Annotated in this window: 17 protein-coding genes and 1 pseudogene; 9 read left to right on the top strand and 9 right to left on the bottom strand. The window is 72.9% G+C overall.

The annotated features are described in order from the left end of the window. Positions 1 to 143 precede the first annotated feature (143 nt). Entirely contained in the window at positions 144 to 4,889 is a 4,746-nt protein-coding gene (locus ACLJWH_RS31245; protein WP_411145123.1) for an ATP-dependent helicase, read from the bottom strand. A gap of 197 nt (positions 4,890 to 5,086) precedes the next feature. Between ACLJWH_RS31245 and ACLJWH_RS31240 the strand changes: the two genes are divergently transcribed. After that, on the top strand, positions 5,087 to 6,025 hold the full coding sequence (locus tag ACLJWH_RS31240) for an AraC family transcriptional regulator (RefSeq protein WP_411145122.1): 939 nt from the start codon (positions 5,087 to 5,089) through the stop codon (positions 6,023 to 6,025). A 28-nt stretch (positions 6,026 to 6,053) separates the two neighbouring features. Beyond that, positions 6,054 to 6,320, top strand: a pseudogene (locus tag ACLJWH_RS31235) (AzlC family ABC transporter permease); the annotation flags it as partial. Positions 6,321 to 6,430: 110 nt separating this feature from the next. Here ACLJWH_RS31235 and ACLJWH_RS31230 read toward each other — a convergent pair. The 3 genes from ACLJWH_RS31230 to ACLJWH_RS31220 all read right to left on the bottom strand — a co-directional run bounded on the left by ACLJWH_RS31230 (position 6,431) and on the right by ACLJWH_RS31220 (position 11,314). Further along, a complete protein-coding gene (locus ACLJWH_RS31230) occupies positions 6,431 to 7,354 on the bottom strand; it encodes a hypothetical protein (RefSeq protein WP_411145121.1) in 924 nt (307 codons plus the stop codon). A gap of 383 nt (positions 7,355 to 7,737) precedes the next feature. Continuing rightward, the gene (locus ACLJWH_RS31225) at positions 7,738 to 10,371 is read right to left on the bottom strand and encodes a hypothetical protein (RefSeq protein WP_411145120.1); all 2,634 of its coding nucleotides are present in this window, start codon (positions 10,369 to 10,371) and stop codon (positions 7,738 to 7,740) included. A gap of 373 nt (positions 10,372 to 10,744) precedes the next feature. Continuing rightward, positions 10,745 to 11,314, bottom strand: a complete 570-nt coding sequence (locus ACLJWH_RS31220) for a rhodanese-like domain-containing protein (protein WP_411145119.1) — start codon at positions 11,312 to 11,314, stop codon at positions 10,745 to 10,747. A gap of 66 nt (positions 11,315 to 11,380) precedes the next feature. On the opposite strand from ACLJWH_RS31220, the gene ACLJWH_RS31215 reads away from it, so the two are divergent. After that, entirely contained in the window at positions 11,381 to 11,662 is a 282-nt protein-coding gene (locus tag ACLJWH_RS31215; RefSeq protein WP_411145141.1) for a metal-sensitive transcriptional regulator, read from the top strand. 39 nt (positions 11,663 to 11,701) lie between these two features. On the opposite strand, the gene ACLJWH_RS31210 is transcribed toward ACLJWH_RS31215, so the two are convergent. The 3 genes from ACLJWH_RS31210 to ACLJWH_RS31200 are packed head-to-tail and all read right to left on the bottom strand — an operon-like array spanning position 11,702 to position 14,199. Next, positions 11,702 to 12,454: a TSUP family transporter gene (locus tag ACLJWH_RS31210; RefSeq protein WP_411145118.1), complete on the bottom strand. Its 753-nt coding sequence runs from the start codon at positions 12,452 to 12,454 to the stop codon at positions 11,702 to 11,704. Continuing rightward, positions 12,451 to 12,783 carry a rhodanese-like domain-containing protein gene (locus ACLJWH_RS31205; RefSeq protein ID WP_411145117.1) on the bottom strand — a complete coding sequence of 111 codons (333 nt, stop codon included), beginning with the start codon at positions 12,781 to 12,783 and terminating at the stop codon, positions 12,451 to 12,453. The genes ACLJWH_RS31210 and ACLJWH_RS31205 overlap by 4 nt, the downstream gene beginning before the upstream one ends. A 39-nt stretch (positions 12,784 to 12,822) precedes the next feature. Then, positions 12,823 to 14,199, bottom strand: coding sequence for a rhodanese-like domain-containing protein (locus ACLJWH_RS31200; protein ID WP_411145116.1), 1,377 nt, complete (start codon positions 14,197 to 14,199; stop codon positions 12,823 to 12,825). A gap of 425 nt (positions 14,200 to 14,624) precedes the next feature. Here ACLJWH_RS31200 and ACLJWH_RS31195 point away from each other — a divergent pair, with 425 nt between their 5' ends. Beyond that, entirely contained in the window at positions 14,625 to 15,173 is a 549-nt protein-coding gene (locus tag ACLJWH_RS31195; RefSeq protein ID WP_411145115.1) for a hypothetical protein, read from the top strand. Here the strand turns inward: ACLJWH_RS31195 and ACLJWH_RS31190 are convergent. Beyond that, on the bottom strand, positions 15,131 to 15,424 hold the full coding sequence (locus ACLJWH_RS31190) for a hypothetical protein (protein WP_411145114.1): 294 nt from the start codon (positions 15,422 to 15,424) through the stop codon (positions 15,131 to 15,133). The two genes, ACLJWH_RS31195 and ACLJWH_RS31190, sit on opposite strands and share 43 nt — an antisense overlap. Positions 15,425 to 15,557: 133 nt before the next feature. On the opposite strand from ACLJWH_RS31190, the gene ACLJWH_RS31185 reads away from it, so the two are divergent. From ACLJWH_RS31185 to ACLJWH_RS31175, 3 genes are all read left to right on the top strand, one after another. Then, positions 15,558 to 15,821: a DUF7003 family protein gene (locus ACLJWH_RS31185; RefSeq protein ID WP_411145140.1), complete on the top strand. Its 264-nt coding sequence runs from the start codon at positions 15,558 to 15,560 to the stop codon at positions 15,819 to 15,821. Positions 15,822 to 16,152: 331 nt separating this feature from the next. Continuing rightward, positions 16,153 to 16,347 (top strand): DUF3046 domain-containing protein, encoded by a 195-nt coding sequence (locus ACLJWH_RS31180; protein WP_411145113.1) that lies wholly within the window; start codon positions 16,153 to 16,155, stop codon positions 16,345 to 16,347. A gap of 176 nt (positions 16,348 to 16,523) precedes the next feature. Then, entirely contained in the window at positions 16,524 to 17,786 is a 1,263-nt protein-coding gene (locus ACLJWH_RS31175; RefSeq protein ID WP_411145112.1) for an AI-2E family transporter, read from the top strand. Positions 17,787 to 18,235: 449 nt separating this feature from the next. On the opposite strand, the gene ACLJWH_RS31170 is transcribed toward ACLJWH_RS31175, so the two are convergent. Continuing rightward, entirely contained in the window at positions 18,236 to 19,333 is a 1,098-nt protein-coding gene (locus ACLJWH_RS31170) for an NAD(P)/FAD-dependent oxidoreductase (protein ID WP_411145111.1), read from the bottom strand. A 533-nt stretch (positions 19,334 to 19,866) separates the two neighbouring features. Between ACLJWH_RS31170 and recA the strand changes: the two genes are divergently transcribed. Then, positions 19,867 to 20,988, top strand: a complete 1,122-nt coding sequence (gene recA / locus ACLJWH_RS31165) for a recombinase RecA (protein ID WP_411145110.1) — start codon at positions 19,867 to 19,869, stop codon at positions 20,986 to 20,988. Between the two features lie 6 nt (positions 20,989 to 20,994). Continuing rightward, positions 20,995 to 21,639: a recombination regulator RecX gene (gene recX, locus ACLJWH_RS31160; protein ID WP_411145109.1), complete on the top strand. Its 645-nt coding sequence runs from the start codon at positions 20,995 to 20,997 to the stop codon at positions 21,637 to 21,639. Positions 21,640 to 22,027: the final 388 nt, after the last annotated feature.

Below are 22,027 nucleotides of genomic sequence, written 5' to 3'. Positions count from 1 at the left end.
CGGGGCGCGGACCTCCCGGCGCAGGGGGAACGGCGGGGCGGGCGGCGCATCCGCTCCGGGCCGCCGGTCGGGGCCGGAGCCCGGGGACGGCCCGGGGCTGCGCGGCGGCCGGCCGTGGCGCCGGGGCCGGTGGCCGCGTCCCGTCAGCCGCGCAGCCGCAGCCCCCGCGGGGTGGGGTGGAAACCGGCGGCCTCCAGGACCGGGGCGAAGGGGGAGGTGAGGGCCGCGGCGCCGTTGATGCGTTCGGTGGTGATCGTGCCGAGGGCGCCCGCGCGGGCGGCGTCCGTGAGCGCGGTGACGGCGGAGTGGAGGCGGGCGTCGGCGGGGTGGCCCGCCGGGTCGTCGGTGAGCGGCCAGAGCAGCAGGGTCTTGCCGCCGCGCTCCATGTAGAGCGCCAGTTCACCGTCGGTCAGGACGACGACGGAGCCCGCCTTGCGGCCCGGTTTGTGTGTCGAGCCCGCGGGCGGATCGGGCCAGGGCAGGGCGGCGCCGTAGGCGTTGGCCGGGTCGGCGGCGGCCAGCACGACGGCGCGCCGCGGGCCGCCGCGCGCGGACCCGGCCGCACCGCCGTCCGGCAGGGCGTCGGTGGTGCGCTCCCGCTGGGTGCTGACGGCACGCAGCCGGTCGACGGCGCCGTCCATCGCGAACTGGGCGGCGCCCAGCCCCTCGACGACATAGCCGCGGCGCGCCTGGCCGGACTCCTCGAACGCGGCCAGTACCCGGTACGCGGCCGAGAACCCGCCCGCGACCCCCTCGGCGGCGACCGCGCCGCGGGTGACGATGCCGTGCCGGTCCAGGAGCGTGCGGGCCAGCGCGTGGGCGCGGTGGGTGGCGTCCGGTTCGACGGCGGGCAGCAGGGACCAGCGGCCGCCGACCGTCGGCGGGCCGGAGCGGGATGCCGTGGGACGGCCCGTACGGCCGGTGGCGGCGGTCAGTGAGCCGTACCGGCCGCGGGGCACCGTCCGCCGGGCGCGGTGGGCGGTCGAGCCGGCCGTACGGCCCGAGCCGAGGAGGGCGCGCAGCGGGGCGAGGGTGTCGTTGGTGAGCCGTCCCGACCAGGCCAGCTCCCAGAGGGCGTCGGCCAGTTGCGGGTCGGTGACCTCGGGGTGGGTGGTGGCGCGGATCCGGTCGGCGAGCTGGCGGAAGAACAGGCCGTAGCCGGGGGCGAGGGCGGTCAGCACGGACTCGTGCAGCGCGGACAGTTCGAGCGGGAGCGGCGGCTGGAGCAGGAGGGGGGCGGAGTCGGCGAGATGGAGGGAGAGCCAGCCGTCCTTGCCGGGCAGGGCACCGGCACCGGCCCACAACACCTCGCCGGTGGCGGTGAGTTCGTCCAGCAGGGCGGGGGTGTAGTCGCCGACCCGGGAGGGCAGTACGAGCTTCTCCAGGGCCGACGCGGGGACCGGTGCGCCCTGGAGCTGCTCGATGGCACGGACCAGGCCGTCGACGCCGTGCAGGCCGTGCGCGGTGCCGCGCGCTGCCCGGCCCCCGGTGCCCGGCGCGGGCGGCGGCGGGCCGACATGCTGCCACTGGGGGAGGAAGGCGGCGAGCGCGGCGGGCGGCACCGGCTCCAGCTCCTCGCGCAGCGCGGCGAGCGAGCGGCGCCGCAGTCTGCGCAGCACCTGGGCGTCGCACCACTCCTGGCCCGTCCCGGCGGGGTGGAATTCGCCCTGGACGACGCGGCCGGCGGCGGTGAGGCGGTGCAGGGCGCCGTCCGTGACGGCCGTGCCCAGGCCGAAGCGGGCGGCCGCCCGCTCGGAGGTGAACGGGCCGTGGGTGCGGGCGAACCGGGAGAGCAGATCGCCCAGCGGGTCCTTGACCGGCTCGGTGAAGGATTCCGGGACGCCGACCGGCAGGGCCGTGCCCAGGGCGTCGCGCAGGCGCCCGGCGTCCTCGACGGCCGCCCAGTGGTCGGCACCGGCGATCCGCACCGTGATGGCGCGGCGGGCGGCGGCCAGCTCCCGGGGCCAGGCCGGCTCCGCGCCCCGCTCGGCCAGCTCGGCATCGGTCAGCGGGCCGAGCAGTCGCAGCAGGTCGGCGACGCCCTCGGCGTCCTTGGCGCGGCGGTCGTCCGTACGCCACTGGAGCTCGCGCTCCAGCTCGGCCAGGACGCCGGCGTCCAGCAGCTCGCGCAGCTCGGCCTGGCCCAGCAGTTCGGCGAGCAGCCGGGAATCCAGCGAGAGGGCGGCGGCGCGGCGTTCGGCGAGGGGGGAGTCGCCCTCGTACAGGAACTGGGCGACATAGCCGAAGAGCAGGGAGCGGGCGAACGGGGACGGTTCGGGGGTGGTGACCTCCACGAGCCGGACCCGGCGGGCCTCGATGTCGCCCATCAGCTCCGTCAGGCCCGGTACGTCGAAGACGTCCTGGAGGCACTCGCGGACGGCTTCCAGCACGATGGGGAAGGACCCGTACTCGCTCGCCACCTGGAGCAGCTGGGCCGCGCGCTGGCGCTGCTGCCAGAGCGGGGTGCGTTTGCCGGGGCTGCGGCGCGGCAGCAGCAGGGCGCGGGCGGCGCATTCGCGGAAGCGGGAGGCGAACAGCGCCGAGCCGCCGACCTGGTCCGTGACGAGCTGGTCGATCTCGTTGTGGTCGAAGGCGACATCGGCGGCGCCCACGGGGGACTGCTCCGGGTCGTACTCCGTGCCCGCGGCGGCCGGACCGAAACCGCCGTCGAGGAGGTCGAGGCCCATCAGGTCGGCGTCGGGCAGCCGCAGCACGATGCCGTCGTCGGCGTGCATCACCTGGGCGTCCATGCCGTAGCGCTCGGCGAGCCGGGCGCCCAGGGCGAGCGCCCACGGGGCGTGGACCTGCGCGCCGAACGGGGAGTGGATGACGACCCGCCAGTCGCCGAGCTCGTCACGGAACCGCTCGACGACGATCGTGCGGTCGTCCGGGACGTGCCCGCACGCCTGCCGCTGCTCGGCGAGATAGCCGAGGACGTTGTCGGCCGCCCACTCGTCGAGGCCGGCGGCGGAGAGCCGGGCGCGGGCGTCCGGCGGGGCGAGCGAGCCGAGCTCCCGGAGGAACGCGCCGAGCGCACGGCCCAGTTCGAGGGGGCGGCCCAGCTGGTCGCCCTTCCAGAACGGCAGCCGGCCGGGGACCCCGGGGGCGGGGGTCACCAGCACCCGGTCGCGGGTGATGTCCTCGATGCGCCAGGACGTCGTGCCGAGCGTGAAGACATCGCCGACGCGGGATTCGTAGACCATCTCCTCGTCCAGCTCGCCGACCCGGCGGCCGCCGCCCTTGCCGGTGTCGCCGCCCGCCAGGAAGACGCCGAACAGGCCGCGGTCGGGGATCGTGCCACCGGAGGTGACGGCCAGCCGCTGGGCGCCGGGGCGGCCCGTGACGGTCTGCGCGACGCGGTCCCACACGAGGCGCGGCCGCAGCTCCGCGAAGGCGTCGGACGGATAGCGGCCGGCCAGCATGTCCAGCACCGCCGTGAACGCCGACTCGGGGAGCGCGGCGAACGGCGCGGCCCGGCGCACGACGGCCAGCAGCTCCTCGACGTCCCAGCTGTCCAGCGCGGTCATCGCGACGATCTGCTGGGCGAGCACGTCCAGCGGATTGGCGGGCACCCGCAGCGCCTCGATGGCACCGGCGCGCATCCGCTCGGTGACCACGGCGGCCTGGACCAGATCACCGCGGTACTTGGGGAAGACGATGCCCGTCGACACCGCGCCGACCTGATGGCCCGCCCGGCCCACCCGCTGGAGGCCGGAGGCGACCGACGGCGGTGACTCGACCTGGACGACCAGATCGACCGCGCCCATGTCGATGCCCAGCTCCAGGCTGGAGGTGGCGACCACGGCAGGCAGCCGGCCCGCCTTCAAGTCCTCCTCCACCTGGGCGCGTTGCTCCTTGGACACCGAACCGTGGTGGGCGCGGGCCAGTACCGGGGGCGCGCCCTTGGCGGCACCGGACTCGGCCATGATCTCCGCGGGGGAGTGCGCCTCCGGCAGGGCCTCTCCGGTGGCGCGCTCGTAGGCGATCTCGTTGAGGCGGTTGCACAGCCGCTCCGCCAGGCGGCGGGAGTTGGCGAAGACGATGGTGGAGCGGTGGGCCTGGACGAGATCGGCGATCTTCTCCTCCACATGCGGCCAGATGGACGGCCGCTCGCCGGTGTCGCCCTCCTGGACGGGGGAACCGCCCAGCTCGCCCAGGTCCGCCACGGGGACGACCACCGACAGGTCGAAGCGCTTGCCGGACGGCGGCTGGACGATCTCCACCCGGCGCCGCGGCGACAGATAGCGGGCCACCTCCTCGACCGGGCGCACAGTCGCCGACAGGCCGATCCGGCGGGCCGGGCGGTCCAGCAGCTCGTCCAGCCGCTCCAGGGAGAGCGCCAGGTGCGCGCCGCGCTTGGTACCGGCGACCGCGTGCACCTCGTCCAGGATGACCGTCTCGACGCCGGCCAGCGCCTCCCGGGCTGAGGACGTCAGCATCAGGAAGAGCGATTCGGGGGTCGTGATGAGGATGTCCGGCGGGCGGTTGGCGATCGACCGGCGCTCGGCGGGCGGAGTGTCGCCGGAACGGATGCCCACCGTGATGTCCGGCTCGGGCAGCCCCAGCCGGACCGACTCCTGGCGGATACCCGTCAGCGGACTGCGCAGATTGCGCTCGACATCGACGGCGAGGGCCTTCAGGGGCGAGACGTACAGCACCCGGCAGCGCTTCTTCGGCTCGGCGGGCGGGGGCGTGGACGCCAGGGCGTCCAGCGAGGCGAGGAAGGCGGCGAGGGTCTTGCCGGAACCGGTCGGCGCCACCACGAGGACGTCCGCCCCCTCGCCGATCGCCCGCCAGGCGCCCTCCTGCGCGCTGGTGGGCGCGCTGAACGCCCCGGCGAACCAGCCGCGGGTCGCGGGGGAGAAGGAGTCGAGCGCTGCCTTGGCCATGTCCCCCATCGTGCACCGGACCACTGACAATGCGGCGCCCCGGCGGTCCCGCGACACCGCCCGGCACGCCTTTGCCCAGGTCGGAGGGGTGTGCGGGGTCCGGCGGCCGCCCGGGTCCGGGCCGTTCACGGGGTCCCGGGCGGCCCACGGCGCGGACGGGCGGGCCGGCGGCCGCGGCGCGGGCGCAGAATGGGCCCATGGTCGAGGGGGACGTGGGCGGCGGGGCGGCGGACGACCGCGGCGGGCCGGTGGGCGGGGAAGCGGGCGGCCGCGGCGGGGAATGGGCCCGCCACTGGCACTACGCCGCACTGCCCGGCCTCGACCTGCTGCGCGCCCGCTACGTACGGCACTCCTTCCCGCGCCACTCCCACGACGGCTATGTCGTCGGCGCGGTCACGAGGGGGATCGAGGAGGTCGGGCTCCCGGCGGGCGCCATACGGAGCGGCCACGGCGGCGTCATCATGATCAATCCGGAGGTTCCGCACACCGCGCGGGCCGGCGTCCCCGAAGGCTGGGCGTACGCCACGCTCTACCCGTCCGCCGGGCTGGTCGCGGAGATCGCCGCGGAGACCACCACCCTGCGCGGCACCGCGGGATTCACCGAGACCGTGGCCGACGACCCGCACCTGGGCCGCCTGATCCTCGGCGTCCACCGGGCCGCCGAGGCCGGCGACGCCCTCACCGCGGACAGCCTGCTGCGGATCTCCGTCGCCCGGCTGCTGTGCCGCTACGGAGGCCCGCTGCCGGTCCGCCCGCCCCGTACGGCGGGCGCCGCCACCGCCGCCCGCGCCAAGGCCGTTTTGGAGGAGCGGATGGCCCACCCGCCCTCGCTGGCGAAGCTGGCGCAGGAGCTCGGGACCGGCCAGTTCGCCCTGCTGCGGGCCTTCAAGGACGTGTACGGGATGCCGCCGCACACCTGGCTCACCGATGCCCGGGTGCGCCGCGCCCGCAGGCTGCTGGAGGCGGGCGGCGCACCCGCCGAGACCGCCCTCGCCGTCGGCTTCACCGATCAGCCGCACCTGAACCGGCACTTCACCCGGATCGTCGGCGTACCGCCCGGCGCGTACCGCAGGGAGCGCGCGGCGCGGCCCGGGGGCGCAAGAACGTACAAGACCGCTGAGGGCGCCGCCTCCTAAGGTCCCGGGCGTGGCAGAACAGTCGGACATACGTACCTCCACCACGGAGCGGGCCGGACCACCCGGAGCGGCCCGGCCCGACTCCGCCGTCATCCGGGACTCCCTGGGCGTCGGCGTCGCCGTCGGCCTCTCCGGCTTCGCCTTCGGGGTGACCTCGGCCGGTGCCGGCCTCGGCATCTTCCAGACCTGCGCGCTGAGCCTGCTGGTCTTCACCGGGGCCTCGCAGTTCGCCCTCGTCGGTGCGCTCGCCGCGGGCGGCAACCCGCTCACCGCCGCGGCCGGCGCGCTCGTCCTGCGGGCGCCGTTCCTCCTGGTCGTCGGCCTCGCGGTGATCATCACCGCCGGGGTGCGGGCCCTGGGCGGATGACCGCGTCGGGCCGCCGGGGAACGGCCCGCCCCGCCGGGTCAGCCGATGGGACGCCCGTACGCGTGCAGGGTCAGCAGCGCGTCGAGTGTCACCATCGGGCGGCACTCCAGCGCCGTCCCCGGTGCCCACGCCCGCCAGTTGACGGGCCAGCCGCCGTCCTCCTGCTGGAGCGACGCGAGATGGTCCAGCGACCGGTCCAGTTCCGCGTCGGTGAACCAGCGGCGGGCCAGTGAGCCGGGTGCGGCCGCGAAGTCGTACGCGAAGTGGTGCTCCCCCGGGGCGTACCCCTGCGCCACCGGGACCTCCGCCGCCCGCTCCGGCTCCAGCAGTACCAGGCCCTGGTCCCGGACGAGCCGGCCCAGGCGATGCGCCGCGGCGGCCGCCCGCGGGCGGTCCGGGGCGCCGTCCAGGAAGGCCACCGCCGCCTCGGCCTCGTACGGATGGGTCTGCGCCAGCGACTCCACGGCCGCCCAGCAGTAGTCCGTGGCCCGGAAGAGCCAGGCGTTCCACACCTCGTTGCGGTGCAGCACACCCACCACCGGGCCGGTGGCCAGAAGGGCGCTCGGCGGATCGTCGACCACCGGGATCCAGGGCGCGGCCGGATACCCGCGCTGTGAGGGGTGCAGCGCGGGCAGTGCGCCTTCCGGGGTCGAGATCCTCGTCAGATAGCGGCAGATCTGCTCCACCTGGCGGCCGTCACAGCGCCCGATACGGTCCAGCACCCGCAGCGCGTGCGCGGTGTGCAGCGGCTGGCTGACCGGACCGCGCAGATCGGGCTCCAGAGCGTGGCCGTAGCCGTTGTCATCGTTGCGGTACGCGGCGAGCGCGGTCTCGACCGCGTCCGCCGTGCCGCCGAGGAAGTGGTGCTCGAAGAGCCGCTGTTCGAGCACCCGGGCAGTCAGCCAGACGAAGCGCTCGGCGCGCGCCAGAGGGGTCGGTGGGGGACTTGCGTTTTCGGCCATGGCCCGACCGTAGGGGCGAAATCCCCCCGGCGGCGCGAAGGTGGACGGCTGCCCTCCCAGGGCGGGAACCGAAGGCATGCGGTTGACGGCCGTCCGGCGGCGGATCCTCCGCCGGTCTGCCGGGAAACTCGTCAATTCGCGCTATGACCTGCACTGTTGTGCGGAGCCCGGAACCTGAGGAAGAGCACCCGGTCCATCCGGGCGCCGGTCCCCGCGCCGTGGGTGCCCCTCAAGCACCGCAGCGCCGCTGCCGTCGACCGCGTGAGGCCGCCTCCTGGGCGGCGGTGGCCATGACACGGGCAGCCGTGGCCGCAAGCGCAAACGGGGGCGTCCGCCGGTGGCCGGCGGACGCCCCTGATGCGAGGTTCAGCGGTGCGCGTGCCTCACTTCTGCATCGCGTGCCTCAACTTCGGCTTGTCGTGGTGCTTGCCGCGGCAGGGCTTGTCGCAGTGCTTGCCGTGACAGGGCTTGCAGTCCTTGCCACGGCAGGGTTTGTTGCACTCCTTGCCATGACAGGGCTTGCACTCCTTGCCGTGGCACGGCTTGTTGCAGTCCTTGCCGTGACAGGGCTTCTTCTGGACCTGGATGGTGGCGCGGGCGGGTTCCGAGCGGACAGTGCCGTTGTCGGCGGTCGCTACGGCGACGTTGGTGACGCTGCCACGTTGGGCGTCGGCTTGGGTGATGGTGTAGGTGCCGGTGCAGGTGGTGGTTGCTCCGGGGGCGAGTGTGGTGGTTTGGCAGGTGATGTTGGTGACGTGGTCGTCGGTGATGTGGATGTCTGTGAGTTGTTGGTTTCCGGTGTTGGTGGCGGTGTAGGTGTAGGTGACGTGGTCTCCGATGTTGTAGGGGTGGGTGTTGTTGACGGTTTTGTGGAGTTGGAGGGCGGGTTGGGGGGTGGGGGTGGTGGTGACGTCTACGCGTGCGGTGTCGGGTGGGGATTCGATGGGGGTGCCGTCGGATTGTCCGTGTGCGACGGCGATGTTGGTGACGTTGCCGTGTTGGGCGTCGGCTTGGGTGATGGTGTAGGTGCCGGTGCAGGTGGTGGTCGTTCCGGGGGCCAGCGTGGTGGCCTCACAGGTGACGTCGGTGGCGCGGTCGTCGGTGACGGCGATGCCGGTGAGTTCTTGGTCCCCGGTGTTGGTGACCCGGTAGGTGTAGGTCACCTGATCCCCCACCTGGTAGGCGTGCGAGTTGTCGACGCTCTTCTCCAGGCCCAGCGAGAGTTCGGAGGCGACCGCGAGCGTCACGCTCTCCGGCGGTGACTCCACCGGGGTGCCGTCGGACTCTCCCCGCGCGATGGCGGTGTTGGTCACCGATCCGGCCCGGCCGTCCGCCGCGGTGACCGTGTACGTACCCGTACAGGTGGTGCTGTCATCGCTCTGCCCGGCCGGGGCAAGGGTGGTGGACGCGCAGGTGATCCCGTCCACGTGGTCGTCGGTGACGGTGAGTCCCGTCAGCTCCTGCGGGCCGGTGTTGGTGACGGTGTAGGTGTACGTGATCTGGTCACCCACGCGGTATTCCCGGGTCTCGTCGGCCGACTTCACCAGCCGCACGCCCGGTCCCCGCTGGACCGGCAGGGTCACGTCATCGGGTGGCGACGTCACCTCCGTACCGTCGGAGCTGCCCCGGGCGACGGCCGTGTTGGTCACCGAACCGGCCTGGCCGTCCGCGTCGGTGACGGTGTACGTCCCCGTGCACGTCATGGTCTCGCCGCTGGCCAGGGTGGTCTTCGGGCAGGTGATGTCCGTGACGTGGTCGTCCGTCACGGTCACGCCGGTGAGGGTGGTGTTTCCGCTGTTGGTGACCACGTACTGGTAGGGCACCTGACGGCCCGGCGTCAGCGGCAGGGGCACCGGGGGATTCTCGGGAACCTGCTTGACCAGGTTCAGCTGCGGCAGCGCGGCGGCCGGGTGCACGGAGACGTTCCGGATGAGGTGGACGTCCGTGAAGCTGCCGGTCGACGCAGCGAAACCGAACTTGTACGTGCTCGGCACCGGCTGCGGGGCCGGGGTGGACAGGACCTGCCGGGTGCCGTTGCCGTCGTGGAAGTCGATCGAGACCGTGATCACCGGATCGGGAGCCGGCGAGACCTCCACCGTGACGGTGCGCCGTGAGGGCTCCAGCAGTGTCTCGGCCTCCACGGGGGTGACGCTAGCGGGCAGCGAGGTGGCCGGCCCGTGCAGCAGCCCCGGCAAGGTGGAGGGCCAGGGGCCGGTCGTGGAGAAGTTGCTGGTGGTCGCGGTCAGGAAGCAGTAACCCTCGGTGCCGTCGCCGGGTCCGCGCAGCGTCACCATGTTCTCGCCCGGTGCGGGGATACGGAACGCGGTGCCGGCCGGGGAACGGGTCGCGCAGCCGTTGCCCCGGTGCTCCCAGTCGCCGAAGTAGTTGCCCAGGACATCGAGCCCTACGCCGACATAGCCGTGGTTGACACCGGGCAGGAACGGCTCGGCCGGGTTGTCGTCGGGCAGCTTCTGCGCGTAGCCGAGACTGCCGCCGAAGGCACCCGGGGCGGTCAGGGAGGCGGCTCCGTCGATGAGGAAGAAGGAGATGCCGTCGGCCGGGGGAGTGGTGGTGCCGCCGTACTGCCACTGGTCGAAGGTGGTGACCAGACCCTGGTTGGCGGGCAGGGCGTGGTTGTAGAGCACCGCGGCGGACTGGTCGGTGTTGGCACTGGTCAGCCGCAGATAGCCGTGCGGTGCGGCGTTGTCCGGGGGCACGGGGCCGGCCGCACCCGCCGGGCAGCCGGTGAGCGGATGGGTGCCCGGTCCGGGGGCGGACCCCTGGGGTGCTCCGGTCAGACACGCGGGCCCGAAGCCCTCGAACTCCGGATGCGCCGTGGCCCCGGTGAACGTCTCGTTCACCAGTGGCACGCCCGCGGGCTGCGCCTGGGCGGTGACCGGCAGGCCGAGGGCCGTGGCCACCACGCTGAGCACACCCAGCCCGGCCACAGCCCAGCCGCGTACCCGGCGGGCCCCGCTGCGGCCGCCATATGCGGTATGTCTGAGTTTCGCCGTCATGGGGCGAACGTATGAAGCGCTCCCCGGCGGACAGCGCCAACACGCACCTCTGCCGGTCGCATCCACGCCGATGGTGGTACGGCCGGCCCCGGCTCCGCCCGCCTCTCCTACGGCCAGGTCCCGTGCGCTGCCGGCCAACAGCAGGCGTGGAGTCACCCCGAGGCCCCGGGCTCCTGGGCCCTGGGCTCCTGGGCCACGTAAGCCGGCGGCCCGTAAGGCACCCGGTACGGCGACGGCCCCGATACCCGGGCGGTCGTCGGGCCGTCGCGCACGCACCGTCGTCCCGTCGTCCCGTTGTCGCGCGTCGCCGTCTCGCAAGACGGTGACGCGGCGTCATCAGGCGGGTCGCGGCGTCACGAACCCTGGTGCGGTGTCACGAGGTGGTCAGGGCGGTGAGGGTGGCGTCCAGGTCGGTGGCGCGGGGCCGGTTGTGGGGGAGCTTGGCCAGCAGCCGGGCCATGCCGCAGGTGTCGGTGAGGGCCGAGAAGACCAGACCACCGGCGACACCGGCGGACAGCCAGCGGGCCGGGCGCCACCGCAGTCCGGCGGCCAGCCCGGTCAGGACGAGGGACCCGGCGGCGAACCGGACCTGGCGCTCCATGGCCCAGGCCGCGCGATCGTGCGAGGGGTGGTGCAGGTCGTGGCCGAGCCGGGTCCAGGCGGCGGTGCCGCCGGTGAGGGAGGCGACGGTGATGCCGTGCCCGGCGAGTCGCTCGCAGGCCGTCGCGGAGCGGTTGCCGGAGGCGCACACCACGAGGAGGACACCGCGATCGGCCGCGGTCCTCAGGGCGGGCAGTGCCCGGTCGAGGTGGTCCAGGGGGATGTTGTGGGCGCCGGGCAGGTGGCCGGAGGCGTATTCGCCGGGGGTGCGTACGTCGATGACGGTCAGCTCGGTGAGCCGGGCGCGGGCCTGCTCCGGGGTGAGGGCGGTGGTGGCGTTCATGGTGCGGATTTTCCTTTTCTGTGCTGGGTATGATACCCGCGGGGGTATACGGAACGGAGAGTGGTTGTGGAACTGGCGATGGCGGCCGAGGAACTGAAGACGGTGGTCAACCGGCTGCGCCGGGCACAGGGCCAGATTGCCGGAGTGATCAAGATGATCGAGGAGGGCCGGGACTGCGAGGAGGTGGTCACGCAGCTCGCCGCCGCCTCGAAAGCGTTGGACAGAGCGGGCTTCGCGATCATCGCCACCGGTCTGGAGCACTGCCTGACCGACTCGGACATCGCCGCCGGGGGCGACCGGGAGCAGATCCGCGCCCGCCTGGAGAAGCTCTTCCTCTCCCTGGCCTGAGCGGGCCGGACCGGGGCGTCCCGCTCAGGCCAGGGACGGTCAGACCAGGGCATCGACGAGCATGAAGGCGGCCACCGCCAGCAGCACCGCCGCGAAAGCGCGTTGCAGCAAGGGGCCGGCGACCTTGGCGGCCAGGCGTCTGCCGTCCCAGGCGCCCAGTATCGCGGCCGCGGTGAACGGCGCGATCACCGCCCAGTCGAGTCCGTCCGCGGTGGCTCCACGGGTGGCCAGGGAGGCCAGCGAGTTCGCCGAGATGACCAGCAGGCTGGTGCCGATCGCGGCCCGCATCTCGAACCGCACCACCGTGACCAGCGCCGGGACGGCGAGGAACCCCCCACCCACCCCGAGCAGCCCGGTCAGCGCCCCCAGCCCCGCACCCGCCGCGGCGGCACCGGCCGGCCGTACCGCGGCCCCGCCCCGGCCGGCCGTCGCGCGGGCGGGGCGCAGCATCTTGACGGCCGCGAGCGCGGCGACGGCGGCGAAGGCGGCGGTCAGCACCGGCTGCGGCAGACGGGCCGCGGCGGCGCCGGCCGCCGCGGCGGGCAGGAGCCCGGCCGCGGCGAACAGGGCACCCGCTCTCCACCGCACGTTCCCGGCGCGGGCGTGGGTGTACAGGGCGGTGACGGAGGTGGCGGTGACGATCAGGAGACCGGCGGTGGTGGCGGCGGCCGGAGTGAAGCCGAGCAGATAGATCAGTGCGGGTACGGCCAGGAGGCTGCCGCCCCCGCCGAGGGCACCGAGCGTCAGACCGACCACGCCGCCGGCGACCAGGGACAGGATCAGCGCGGTCACGATACGACTCCGGTACTGCCGTTCCGGCCGGTGACCGGCAGACCGCCACGGACCCGGGCGGCCCTGCCGCCCGCCACGCCGCGCGCCTCGCCGTCGGCCCGTACCTCGGCGGCCTCCCGGGAACGGCGGCCGTCGCGGCAGATCGTCCACACGGGCTTGCCGGGTGCGGCGGCCGGGAGGCGGCTCGGCGGCAGGTGCGGTGCGCCGGGCACGTACCCGGCCGGCCGCTCGGCTGCCGCGCGGACCCCGGGCAGGACGGCCCGGCCGCCCGAGGTGTGCCGGTGGGTGTGTGCGGGGGAGCGGCGGCCGGCGCCGCGACGGCAGAACATGAGGGATCACTCCAGGTGGGGGGTGGCGCGGAGCGTCGCTCAGCGAGCGCTGTCGGCTTGGGCGAGGGGGAGCCCGGCGCGGTCGGCGGCGTCGAAACCGTCGTCGACGGCGACCACCGTCCGGCCCGCGGCGTCCAGCAAGGAGGCGGCGATCGCCGCGCGCATGCCTCCCGCGCAGTGCACCCACACCACCCCGGGCGGCACCTCGCCGAGGCGGCCGTGGAGCTCGTGGACGGGGATGTGTACGGAGCCGTCGATGAAACCGCCGGCGCGCTCGGAGTCGCGGCGCACGTCGAGCACCACCATCCGCTCCTCGCGGGTACGGGCCGCGGCCAGGTCGGCGAAGGCGGCGCGCGGGAAGGAACTCAAGCGCTCGCCCTCGCGGATCCAGGAATACGGATCGCCGGTGGCGGCGGCGCTCGGGCGGTCGATGCCCACCCGGACCAGTTCCCGCTGCGCGTCGGCGACCTGCTCGCCGGTGTCGGCGAGCAGCGTGACGGGCTTGCCCCACGGGATCAGCCAGGCCAGATAGGTGGCGAGCCGTCCCGCACCCTCGAAGTTCAACGAGCCGGCCACATGCCCCTCGGCGAAGGCGACCCTGTTACGCAGGTCCACCACCCACTCCCCGGCCGCCAGCCGTGCGGCGATCTCCGCGGCGTCGGCTCGCCGCGGCGGGGTGAGGTCCACCGGGGCGGGGCCCGCGGCGTTGGCCGGGCCCATGTGCGCGTAGTAGGCGGGTACGTCCTCCAGACCGGCGAGCAGCTCGGCGACGAAACTGTCCACGTCCTTGGTCAGCGCGTCATTGTGCTCGCGCTCCGCGCCGATCGTGGTCGTGGCGCCCTCGGCCTGTGCCGAGGAGCAGAAGCTGCCGAACCCGTGCGTGGGCAGGACCGGCACCTCGTCATCGAGTTCGTCCGCCAGGCGGCGGGCCGAGGCGTGCTGGGCGCGGGCCAGCTGTTCGGTCAGACGCGGCTCGACCAGGTCCGGCCGCCCCACGGTGCCGATCAGCAGCGACCCGCCGGTGAACACCGCGACCCCTCGGCCGTCCTGCTCCAGGACGTAGGACGTGTGGTGGGGGGTGTGGCCAGGGGTGGCGATCGCCCGCAGCGCCAGACCCTCGTCCACCGGGACGGCGTCACCGTCCGCGACCGGGGTACGGGCGAAGGCGACCGAAGCGCCGGCCGGCACCAGATAGCGGGCGCCGCTCACGCGTGCCAGCTCCAGCCCTCCGGTGACGTAGTCGTTGTGCAGGTGGGTCTCGGCCACGTAGGCGATACGCACCCCGCGCCGGGCAGCGGCCGCAATGACCTGGTCGATGTCCCGCGGCGGATCCACCACCACCGCGGCACCGGACCCGCCGGCCAGATAGCTGCGGTTGCCCAGCCCCTCGAATTCCAGGGTGTCGACGAAGAACACGGTGATGGCTCCTTTCCGATCGGTGTACCCCCGGGGGTATCGTTCCCTTACGTTAGCAGGCATACCCCGGGGGGTATTCCACGGATCCGGGCACGGGATCTCGCGACCTTGGGATCTCGGGATCCCGGGACCCTGGGACCCTGGGATCGAGGCCGTTGCCCCGGGACGGGGGGGGGACCGACGCCGAGATCGGGGTGGGCATGGGCACCTGGCGACTTCGCGTCATCCTGAGCCGCCTGTTCCCCGGCAGCTGCGGGCCCGCGGCCTCCGTGTGCGGTCTCCAGAGGCACAGCCGCGCCGGATCCGGGACGCCGCCGAATACGCCACCCCTCAGCGCCGGCTGCTTCGGGGTGCGGGATTCACGGCAGAAGGTGCGTCTGGCGCGAGCAGAGATACTCCTGCGGTATGCGGCTGGAGACGGGAGGATGCCGGGCATGAAGATACGGAGCGTGCTTGTTCGTTCGGTGGCCGCCGCGGTGTCGGTGCTGGGGGTAACCGGATGCGGGAAGCCGGCCGAGGACGAACTGTTCAAGAACTACAACCCGAAGGCCGGCGCCGAGCCTTCTGCGGAGGCGTCGCCGTCGGTGGGGTCGAGGCAGGTGGACCCGGCGGTTCCCCACTACTGGGACAACAACCGGCACAAGTGGCCGCAGGACATGAGCCCCGAGGACGAGGCGGTGGCGAAGCGGATCGCGGGTGTGGTGGGGCCAGGGCTGGAGCGACTGCGTAAGCAGGGCAGGATCAGCCCTGATGAGGTGCGCCCGCTCCTCGAACAGGCCGCCGACGGTCGCCGTGTAGCGGCCGGGGTCCTGTTGGTCGGTGCGGCGAACAAGAAGACCGACGGCACGGATTACGGAATCTGGGTGGGCAAGACGGGCTGCGTGACCGGTGCGGTGAACCGGGAGAAGGTATGGGCCGATGTCAACGGCCGCTACATCGAGCACGGTTGCCTGACGCCGCCGGTCGGCCACTGACCTACCTGCTGCCGGGCGCCGATCCGGGGCATCATCCCCGATGCCGATGCCGATGCCGATGCCGATGCCGATGCCGATGCCGATGCCGATGCCGATGCCGATGCCGATGGATTGGCCGATTCCCGCCTTGGTCCCTCGTCGCACACCTTGGGGAGGCCGAAACTGGCTATCTCGCGTCCTGTACGCCCAGGTTGAGCCCCTGCCCCTCCGGCAGGCAGATGGATGTGCGCGGCGTCGCCGACGAGGAACACTCGGCTGGACCCGTGAAGTCATGACGACGAGCACTGGCAACGGGCCGACGGAAGCACAAGAAGGCAGCCACACGCAGAGCGCTCGTCAACGCGGCCCTGAGCCTCTTCCTGGAACGCGGCACACCGCTCCAGGATTTGTTCCGGCTGCTGGCCCCGGCGCGCAGGAGGCTTCTGCGACGAGACGGAGCTGCGGGCCGGCATCCCCTCGGACCTGCCGGAGCTGCTGCGGCTTGACGAGTGGAATCAGCCGGAGGAGTTCCGGGACGTCAGGCCCAGCGAGCACGAAACCTTCCAGATGATCGCCGAGGTGCTGGAATCCGGGGACCCGACCCGGTACCGGCCGACGCTCCCGGCGAACACCCACTGGTCCCACTGGCCGGACGCCGGAACTCTGTAGCGGCTGCCTGGCCGCTGCCGGGGCACCCGCGCTTCCGGTCCCGTGGGCCCGTGACGCTGTCACCGTTGCGCGGGATCACAGACCGACCACCTGCTGCGGGAACCGATCGTCTCCCTTGCCCGTTGGCCGGGGCACACCGATCAGGATTCACCCTGCGTAGGTGCGCGGACGCTCGCGTGCCCGCGCTTCGGGTCTGATGCGGACGTGCGTGGCTGCGGCGTCATGGATGCTTGGTTCCGTGGGGAGGGAACTCCCTGGACGCTCCCGGCTGGGGCCGGCGAGCGTAAGGGGAGGGAAACGTGCAGGTCAGAGTGGACATGGGGCAGAGAGCATGCGGTTGACGGTCTTCTGGCAGCGGATGGCGGATCACTTCGGTGCGGCGTACGCCGACTCCTTCGCACGCGATCACGTGATGTCCGGACTCGGCGGCCGGACCGTCCACCAGGCGCTGGACGCGGGATGGAGCGCCAAAGAGGTGTGGCGGGTGGTGTGCTCGTCGATGGATGTGCCGTACGACAAGCAGTGAGCAGTGAGCAGTGAGCAGTGAGCAGTGAGCAGTGAGCAGTGAGTGGGGCGGGGCGGAGCTGGAGTGTCTTCCCGTCCTGCTTGTGGGCGGCTCTGCCGGGGCGGCGGACCGGCCGGTCGGCGGCGGTGGCACGGGGCAGGCCCGGGACTGTCACACCCATGCGCGACACTTGGCCCGTGTCAGCGACAGATGAGATCACCAGCAGCGATGCCCCACGACCCGAGGACCGGCCCGGTGCGCGGATGCCGCGCTGGCTGCCCCGCGCCATGGTGCTCGCGCTCGCCCTGGTGGCCTGTTTCCAGCTCGGCAGCTGGGCGTTCCACCAGCTGATCTCGCTGCTGCTGAATGTGCTGATCGCGTTCTTCCTCGCGCTGGCCGTCGAGCCCGCGGTGGACTGGATGGCGGCCCGGGGCATGCGGCGCGGGGTGGCCACCGGCGCGGTGTTCCTCGGCATCCTCGTCGCCACGGCCGGCTTCTTCGCGCTCCTGGGATCCATGCTCGCCGGCCAGATAGCCACGATGGTCGAGGAACTGCCGCAGTATCTGGACTCCGTCATCAGCTGGACGAACAGCACCTTCCACACTCACCTCTCGCGGGTCGAGGTGCAGAACAACCTGCTCAACTCCGACTGGTTGCAGAAGTACGTCCAGGACAGCGCCAACAACGTCCTGGCGGTCTCCGCGACGGTGCTCGGCAGTCTGTTCAATCTCCTGACGGTGGCGCTGTTCTCCTTCTACTTCGCCGCCGACGGCCCCCGGCTGCGCCGTGCCCTGTGCTCCGTGCTCCCGCCGAGCCGCCAGACGGAGGTGCTGCGTGCCTGGGAGATCGCGGTCGCCAAGACCGGCGGATATCTCTACTCCCGCGGGCTGATGGCGCTGATATCCGGGCTCGCGCACTATGTCCTGCTGGAGGTCCTGGGCGTGCCGTACGCCCCGGCGCTGGGCATGTGGGTGGGCCTGATCTCGCAGTTCATCCCGACCATCGGCACCTATCTCGCGGGCGCGCTGCCCATCCTCATCGCGTTCACCATCAACCCCTGGTACGCGCTGTGGGTGTTCGCGTTCGTGGTGATCTACCAGCAGTTCGAGAACTACCTCCTCCAGCCGCGGATCACGGCCAAGACGGTGGACATCCACCCGGCCGTCGCCTTCGGCTCGGTGATCGCCGGTACGGCCCTGATGGGCGCGGTCGGCGCGCTGATCGCCATCCCGGCGACCGCGACGTTGCAGGCGTTCCTGGGCGCGTACGTCAAGCGGTACGAGGTCACCGACGATCCGCGGGTACACGGCGGGAAGCGCCGTGGCGGGGGAGCCAGGGCCCTCGCACAGCTCCGGCGCACCCTGCGAGGCGAACGGGACGGGCAGGACGGGCGTAACGGGCGGGGAGAGCCGGACGGGCAGAGTGAGCCGGACCCGCAGGTGGCCTCGGGCGGCCGCTGATCCGGAGCCGGCGCCTCGCGCGCTGATCCCTCGCGTGCCGGTCCCGGCCGCCCGGCGCCCCCTGCGGGCCCGTCGCCCTGCCTGACATCGGACCGGCGGTTTCACGTACCGGGACGGGGGGGGGATCCCCCCCCACCGGAGCAGGTCGCTCAGGCGGTGGTACGGGACGGGTGTCCCGGAACTCCTCGTGCGAGGTGCTGCGGCCACCGTGGCCACCAGCCGTCGACGTGCCCTCCTCGACGACTTCGTGTCCCCGCGTTTTCCGCCCCGCGCCTTGTGCCCCGCGTCTTATGGGTCTCGGCGTCTTCGTGCCGCATGTTTCGCGCCTTCAGCCTTCACGCCTTCACGCCTTCGTGCCTCCGTGCCTCCGTGCCTCTGCGCCTCCGTGCCCAAGAGTCTTCGAGCTCCAGCCGTTCCTCACGTCCCGGTGTCTTCGGGCCCTTGTGCCGTCATACGGGGCGCGGGGACAGGCCGTGCCGGCGGTCGCCGAGTACGCGCGCGCTGACCTCCCGTTCCATCCCCGGGGAGAAGGGTCGGCGGCGGGCGACGACGGCCCGGCGGGTCTCCTCGGCGATCAGGTCGGCGTTGATCGCCTCGGCGGCGCGCATCCCCGCTGCGGCGGCGCCGATGACCGCCTCGGCCGGCGCGGTGACGTTGCCGGCCACCCATACCCCGGGCACCGCGGTCGCCCCGGACGCGTCGGCGGCGACGCAGGTGCCGAGGGCGTGCCCGTCCGCCTCCTGCTCGGCCGTCTCAAGGCCCAGGCCGGTGAGGACGTCGGCGCGCGCGGTGAAGCGCGGGGCGACCACCAGAGCCCGGCAGGGCAGCCGCCGGCCACCGGCCAGGGTCACACCGGTGAGCCGGTCGCCGGTCACCTCCAGGCCGGTCACCGCGCCGTCCAGCACGGCGATGCCCCGGGCGGCCAGCCGCTCGTACGCGTCGTCGTCCGGCTCCGGCGCGGTGTGCAGGAGGAGCGTCACGTCCTTGCTCCACTGCCGCCACAGCAGGGCCTGCCGGACCGCCAGTGGCCCGGTGGCCAGGACGCCGATCGCCTGGTCGCGCACCTCCCAGCCGTGGCAGTACGGGCAGTGCAGGACCTCGCGTCCCCACCGCTGGGCCACCCCGGGCACGTCGGGGAGTTCGTCGACCAGGCCGGTGGTCACCAGCAGCCGGTCCGCGGCGACCGCGGATCCGTCGTCGAGTACGACGCGGAAGCCCCCGGCGGCCAGACGCTCGGCCGCCAGGACCTCGCCCGTCACGATCTCGCCGCCGTAACCGGTCACCTCGGCACGGCCCGCGGCCAGCAGCTGCGAGGGGGATACACCGTCGCGCGCCAGGTACGTGTGGACATGGGCGGCCGGAGCGTTGCGCGGCTGCCCGGCGTCGATCACCAGTACCGAGCGGCGCGCCCGTACCAGGGTCAGCGCCGCGCTCAGCCCCGCGGCGCCACCACCGACGACCACGACGTCATGGTGTCGTTCCCCACTCCGGTGCCGTTCCGCACCCGTCAGGTCAGCGGCCACTGTCTGTTCCTTTTGTTCGGTCATGCGCGGTACCTCCGTTCATGGGAGAGAGTCCGCCCATTCCTCGTGGGTGACAAAGTTTCTTGCTGGAGTGGCAAAAGCGGAGCTGCGGATGATCCAGCGAGCGCGCCGGTCCTCGTAGGGCCCCGGCCGGGGACGCCGCGATGGGAATGCGGCGCCGTCCGGCCGGCCCGGCTGGACACGGCGGTCGAGGTACGGTCCGCGGCGCCACCGCTCGTCCGGAGTCCAGCGGCGCGCACCCGACCTGTTCCGGTCGGTCCCGGTCCGTGTGTCCTGCGCCACTGAAGGCTCGATTGCCCGCGCTCAACCTTCACGGGCGCTCTACCTTCAGTGGCGCGGGGCATCCTGCCCCGGGCGTGACGTGGTGCGCTTGACACCAAAATCGAACATCCATTCTCATTAGGGGTCCGGCCGGTGTTCTGGTGACTTTCCACAGAGTTATCCACAGGTCGGAGGCGGGTCCGGGCGCATTGTCAGTGGCAGGCGTTAGCGTCGTGGACGTGAAGCGATCGACTCAAGCAAATCGGGTGGAACCCATGGCAGGCACTGACCGCGAGAAGGCGCTCGACGCCGCACTCGCACAGATTGAACGGCAATTCGGCAAGGGCGCCGTGATGCGCATGGGGGAGCGGCCGAACGAACCCATCGAGGTCATCCCGACCGGGTCGACCGCGCTCGACGTCGCACTCGGCGTCGGCGGCATCCCCCGCGGCCGTGTCGTCGAGGTCTACGGCCCGGAGTCCTCCGGAAAGACGACCCTGACGCTGCACGCCGTGGCGAACGCACAGAAGGCCGGCGGCGCCGTGGCCTTCATCGACGCCGAGCACGCGCTCGACCCCGAATACGCCAAGAAGCTCGGCGTGGACACCGACGCCCTGATCCTGTCCCAGCCGGACAACGGCGAGCAGGCGCTGGAGATCGTGGACATGCTGGTCCGCTCCGGCGCGCTCGACCTGATCGTGATCGACTCGGTCGCCGCGCTCGTGCCGCGGGCCGAGATCGAGGGTGAGATGGGCGACTCCCACGTCGGCCTCCAGGCCCGGCTGATGAGCCAGGCCCTGCGCAAGATCACCAGCGCGCTCAACCAGTCCAAGACCACCGCGATCTTCATCAACCAGCTCCGCGAGAAGATCGGCGTGATGTTCGGCTCGCCGGAGACCACGACGGGTGGGCGCGCGCTGAAGTTCTACGCCTCGGTGCGCCTCGACATCCGCCGCATCGAGACCCTCAAGGACGGCACGGACGCGGTCGGTAACCGCACCCGCGTCAAGGTCGTCAAGAACAAGGTCGCGCCGCCCTTCAAGCAGGCCGAGTTCGACATCCTGTACGGCCAGGGCATCAGCCGCGAGGGCGGCCTGATCGACATGGGCGTGGAGCACGGCTTCATCCGCAAGTCCGGCGCTTGGTACACCTACGAGGGTGACCAGCTCGGCCAGGGCAAGGAGAACGCCCGCAACTTCCTCAAGGACAACCCCGACCTCGCCAATGAGGTCGAAAAGAAGATCAAGGAGAAGCTCGGCGTCGGCGTGCGGCCCCAGGAGCCGGCGGCGGAGCCGGGTCCGGACGCCGCAGGCGCGACAGGCGGCCAGACCGCTGCCGTCGCGGCACCGGCGGCCAAGGGCGCCAAGGGTGCCAAGGCCGCCGCGGCCAAGAGCTAGCCCGTCATGACACGGCGAACGGACTGGCCGGGCAGCGCGTGCGACACCAGCAGCGCTGCGGGCGACGCCGAGAACCGTAACGGCCGGGAGGGCCGGGAGAGCAGCGGTGGCCCCGCCTCGTCGAGGGCCGAGCCGGGGCCACCGCGTACGCCCGAGGAGCAGGCGCGGGCCATCTGCCTGCGCCTGCTCACCGGGAATCCGCGGACGCGCAAGCAGCTCGGGGACGCCCTGCATCAGCGGGGCATCCCCGAGGAGGTCGCCGAGGAAGTGCTGTCCCGCTTCGAGGGCGTCGGACTGATCGACGATGCGGCCTTCGCCGACGCCTGGGTGGAGTCCCGCCACCGTGGGCGTGGCCTGGCCCGCCGCGCGCTCGCCCGCGAACTGCGCACCAAGGGCGTGGACTCCGCGCTGATCGAGGTGGCCGTCGGCCGCCTCGACGCCGACCAGGAGGAGTCCACGGCCCGCGAACTGGTCGACCGCAAACTGCGCACGACCAGAGGACTGGACCGCGAGAAACGTCTCCGCCGCCTGGCCGGGATGCTGGCCCGTAAGGGATACCCGGAGGGCCTCGCCCTGCGGGTCGTCCGCCGGGCCCTGGAAGAGGAGGGCGAGGACCCGGAGCTGCTGGAGCGGCATCTGCCCGACGACTGACGGACGCCCGGCTCGCGGGTGCCGACGGGCGACCTCCTGCGAATGGCCGAGGGGCGTCGGCCTTCAAGGGGCCGGGTTGAGGGCCGAGTTGACTACCGAGTCGAGGGGCGAGCCGAGTTTCTTCGTGCGGTAATGGGACTTCGGTGAACGGGAGTTGAGGATCGGTCCGTCCGGCCGTGGGTGGGTGGGAGCTGCCGGTCCGTGGAGAGTGGGGGAGTGGCCGGTCTCAGGGGGACGCCGGCCTGCCGTAGGCACTCGGACCGGACCGGCGAAGGCGCCGTGCCTCCGCCGCCCTCCGGCCTGTCGTGTGCGACGTGCTGATGGCCACGAGCCACGGGGGCTTCGCGGTCTCCTCGGTCCCCGGGCGGGCCGCGGTCCCGATCTCCGC

The organism is Streptomyces sp. x-80, from assembly GCF_046549095.1.
Classification (GTDB): domain Bacteria; phylum Actinomycetota; class Actinomycetes; order Streptomycetales; family Streptomycetaceae; genus Streptomyces; species Streptomyces celluloflavus.
The sequence above is the reverse complement of the archived record's forward strand: the minus strand, read 5'-3'. Positions and strand labels throughout refer to the sequence as shown.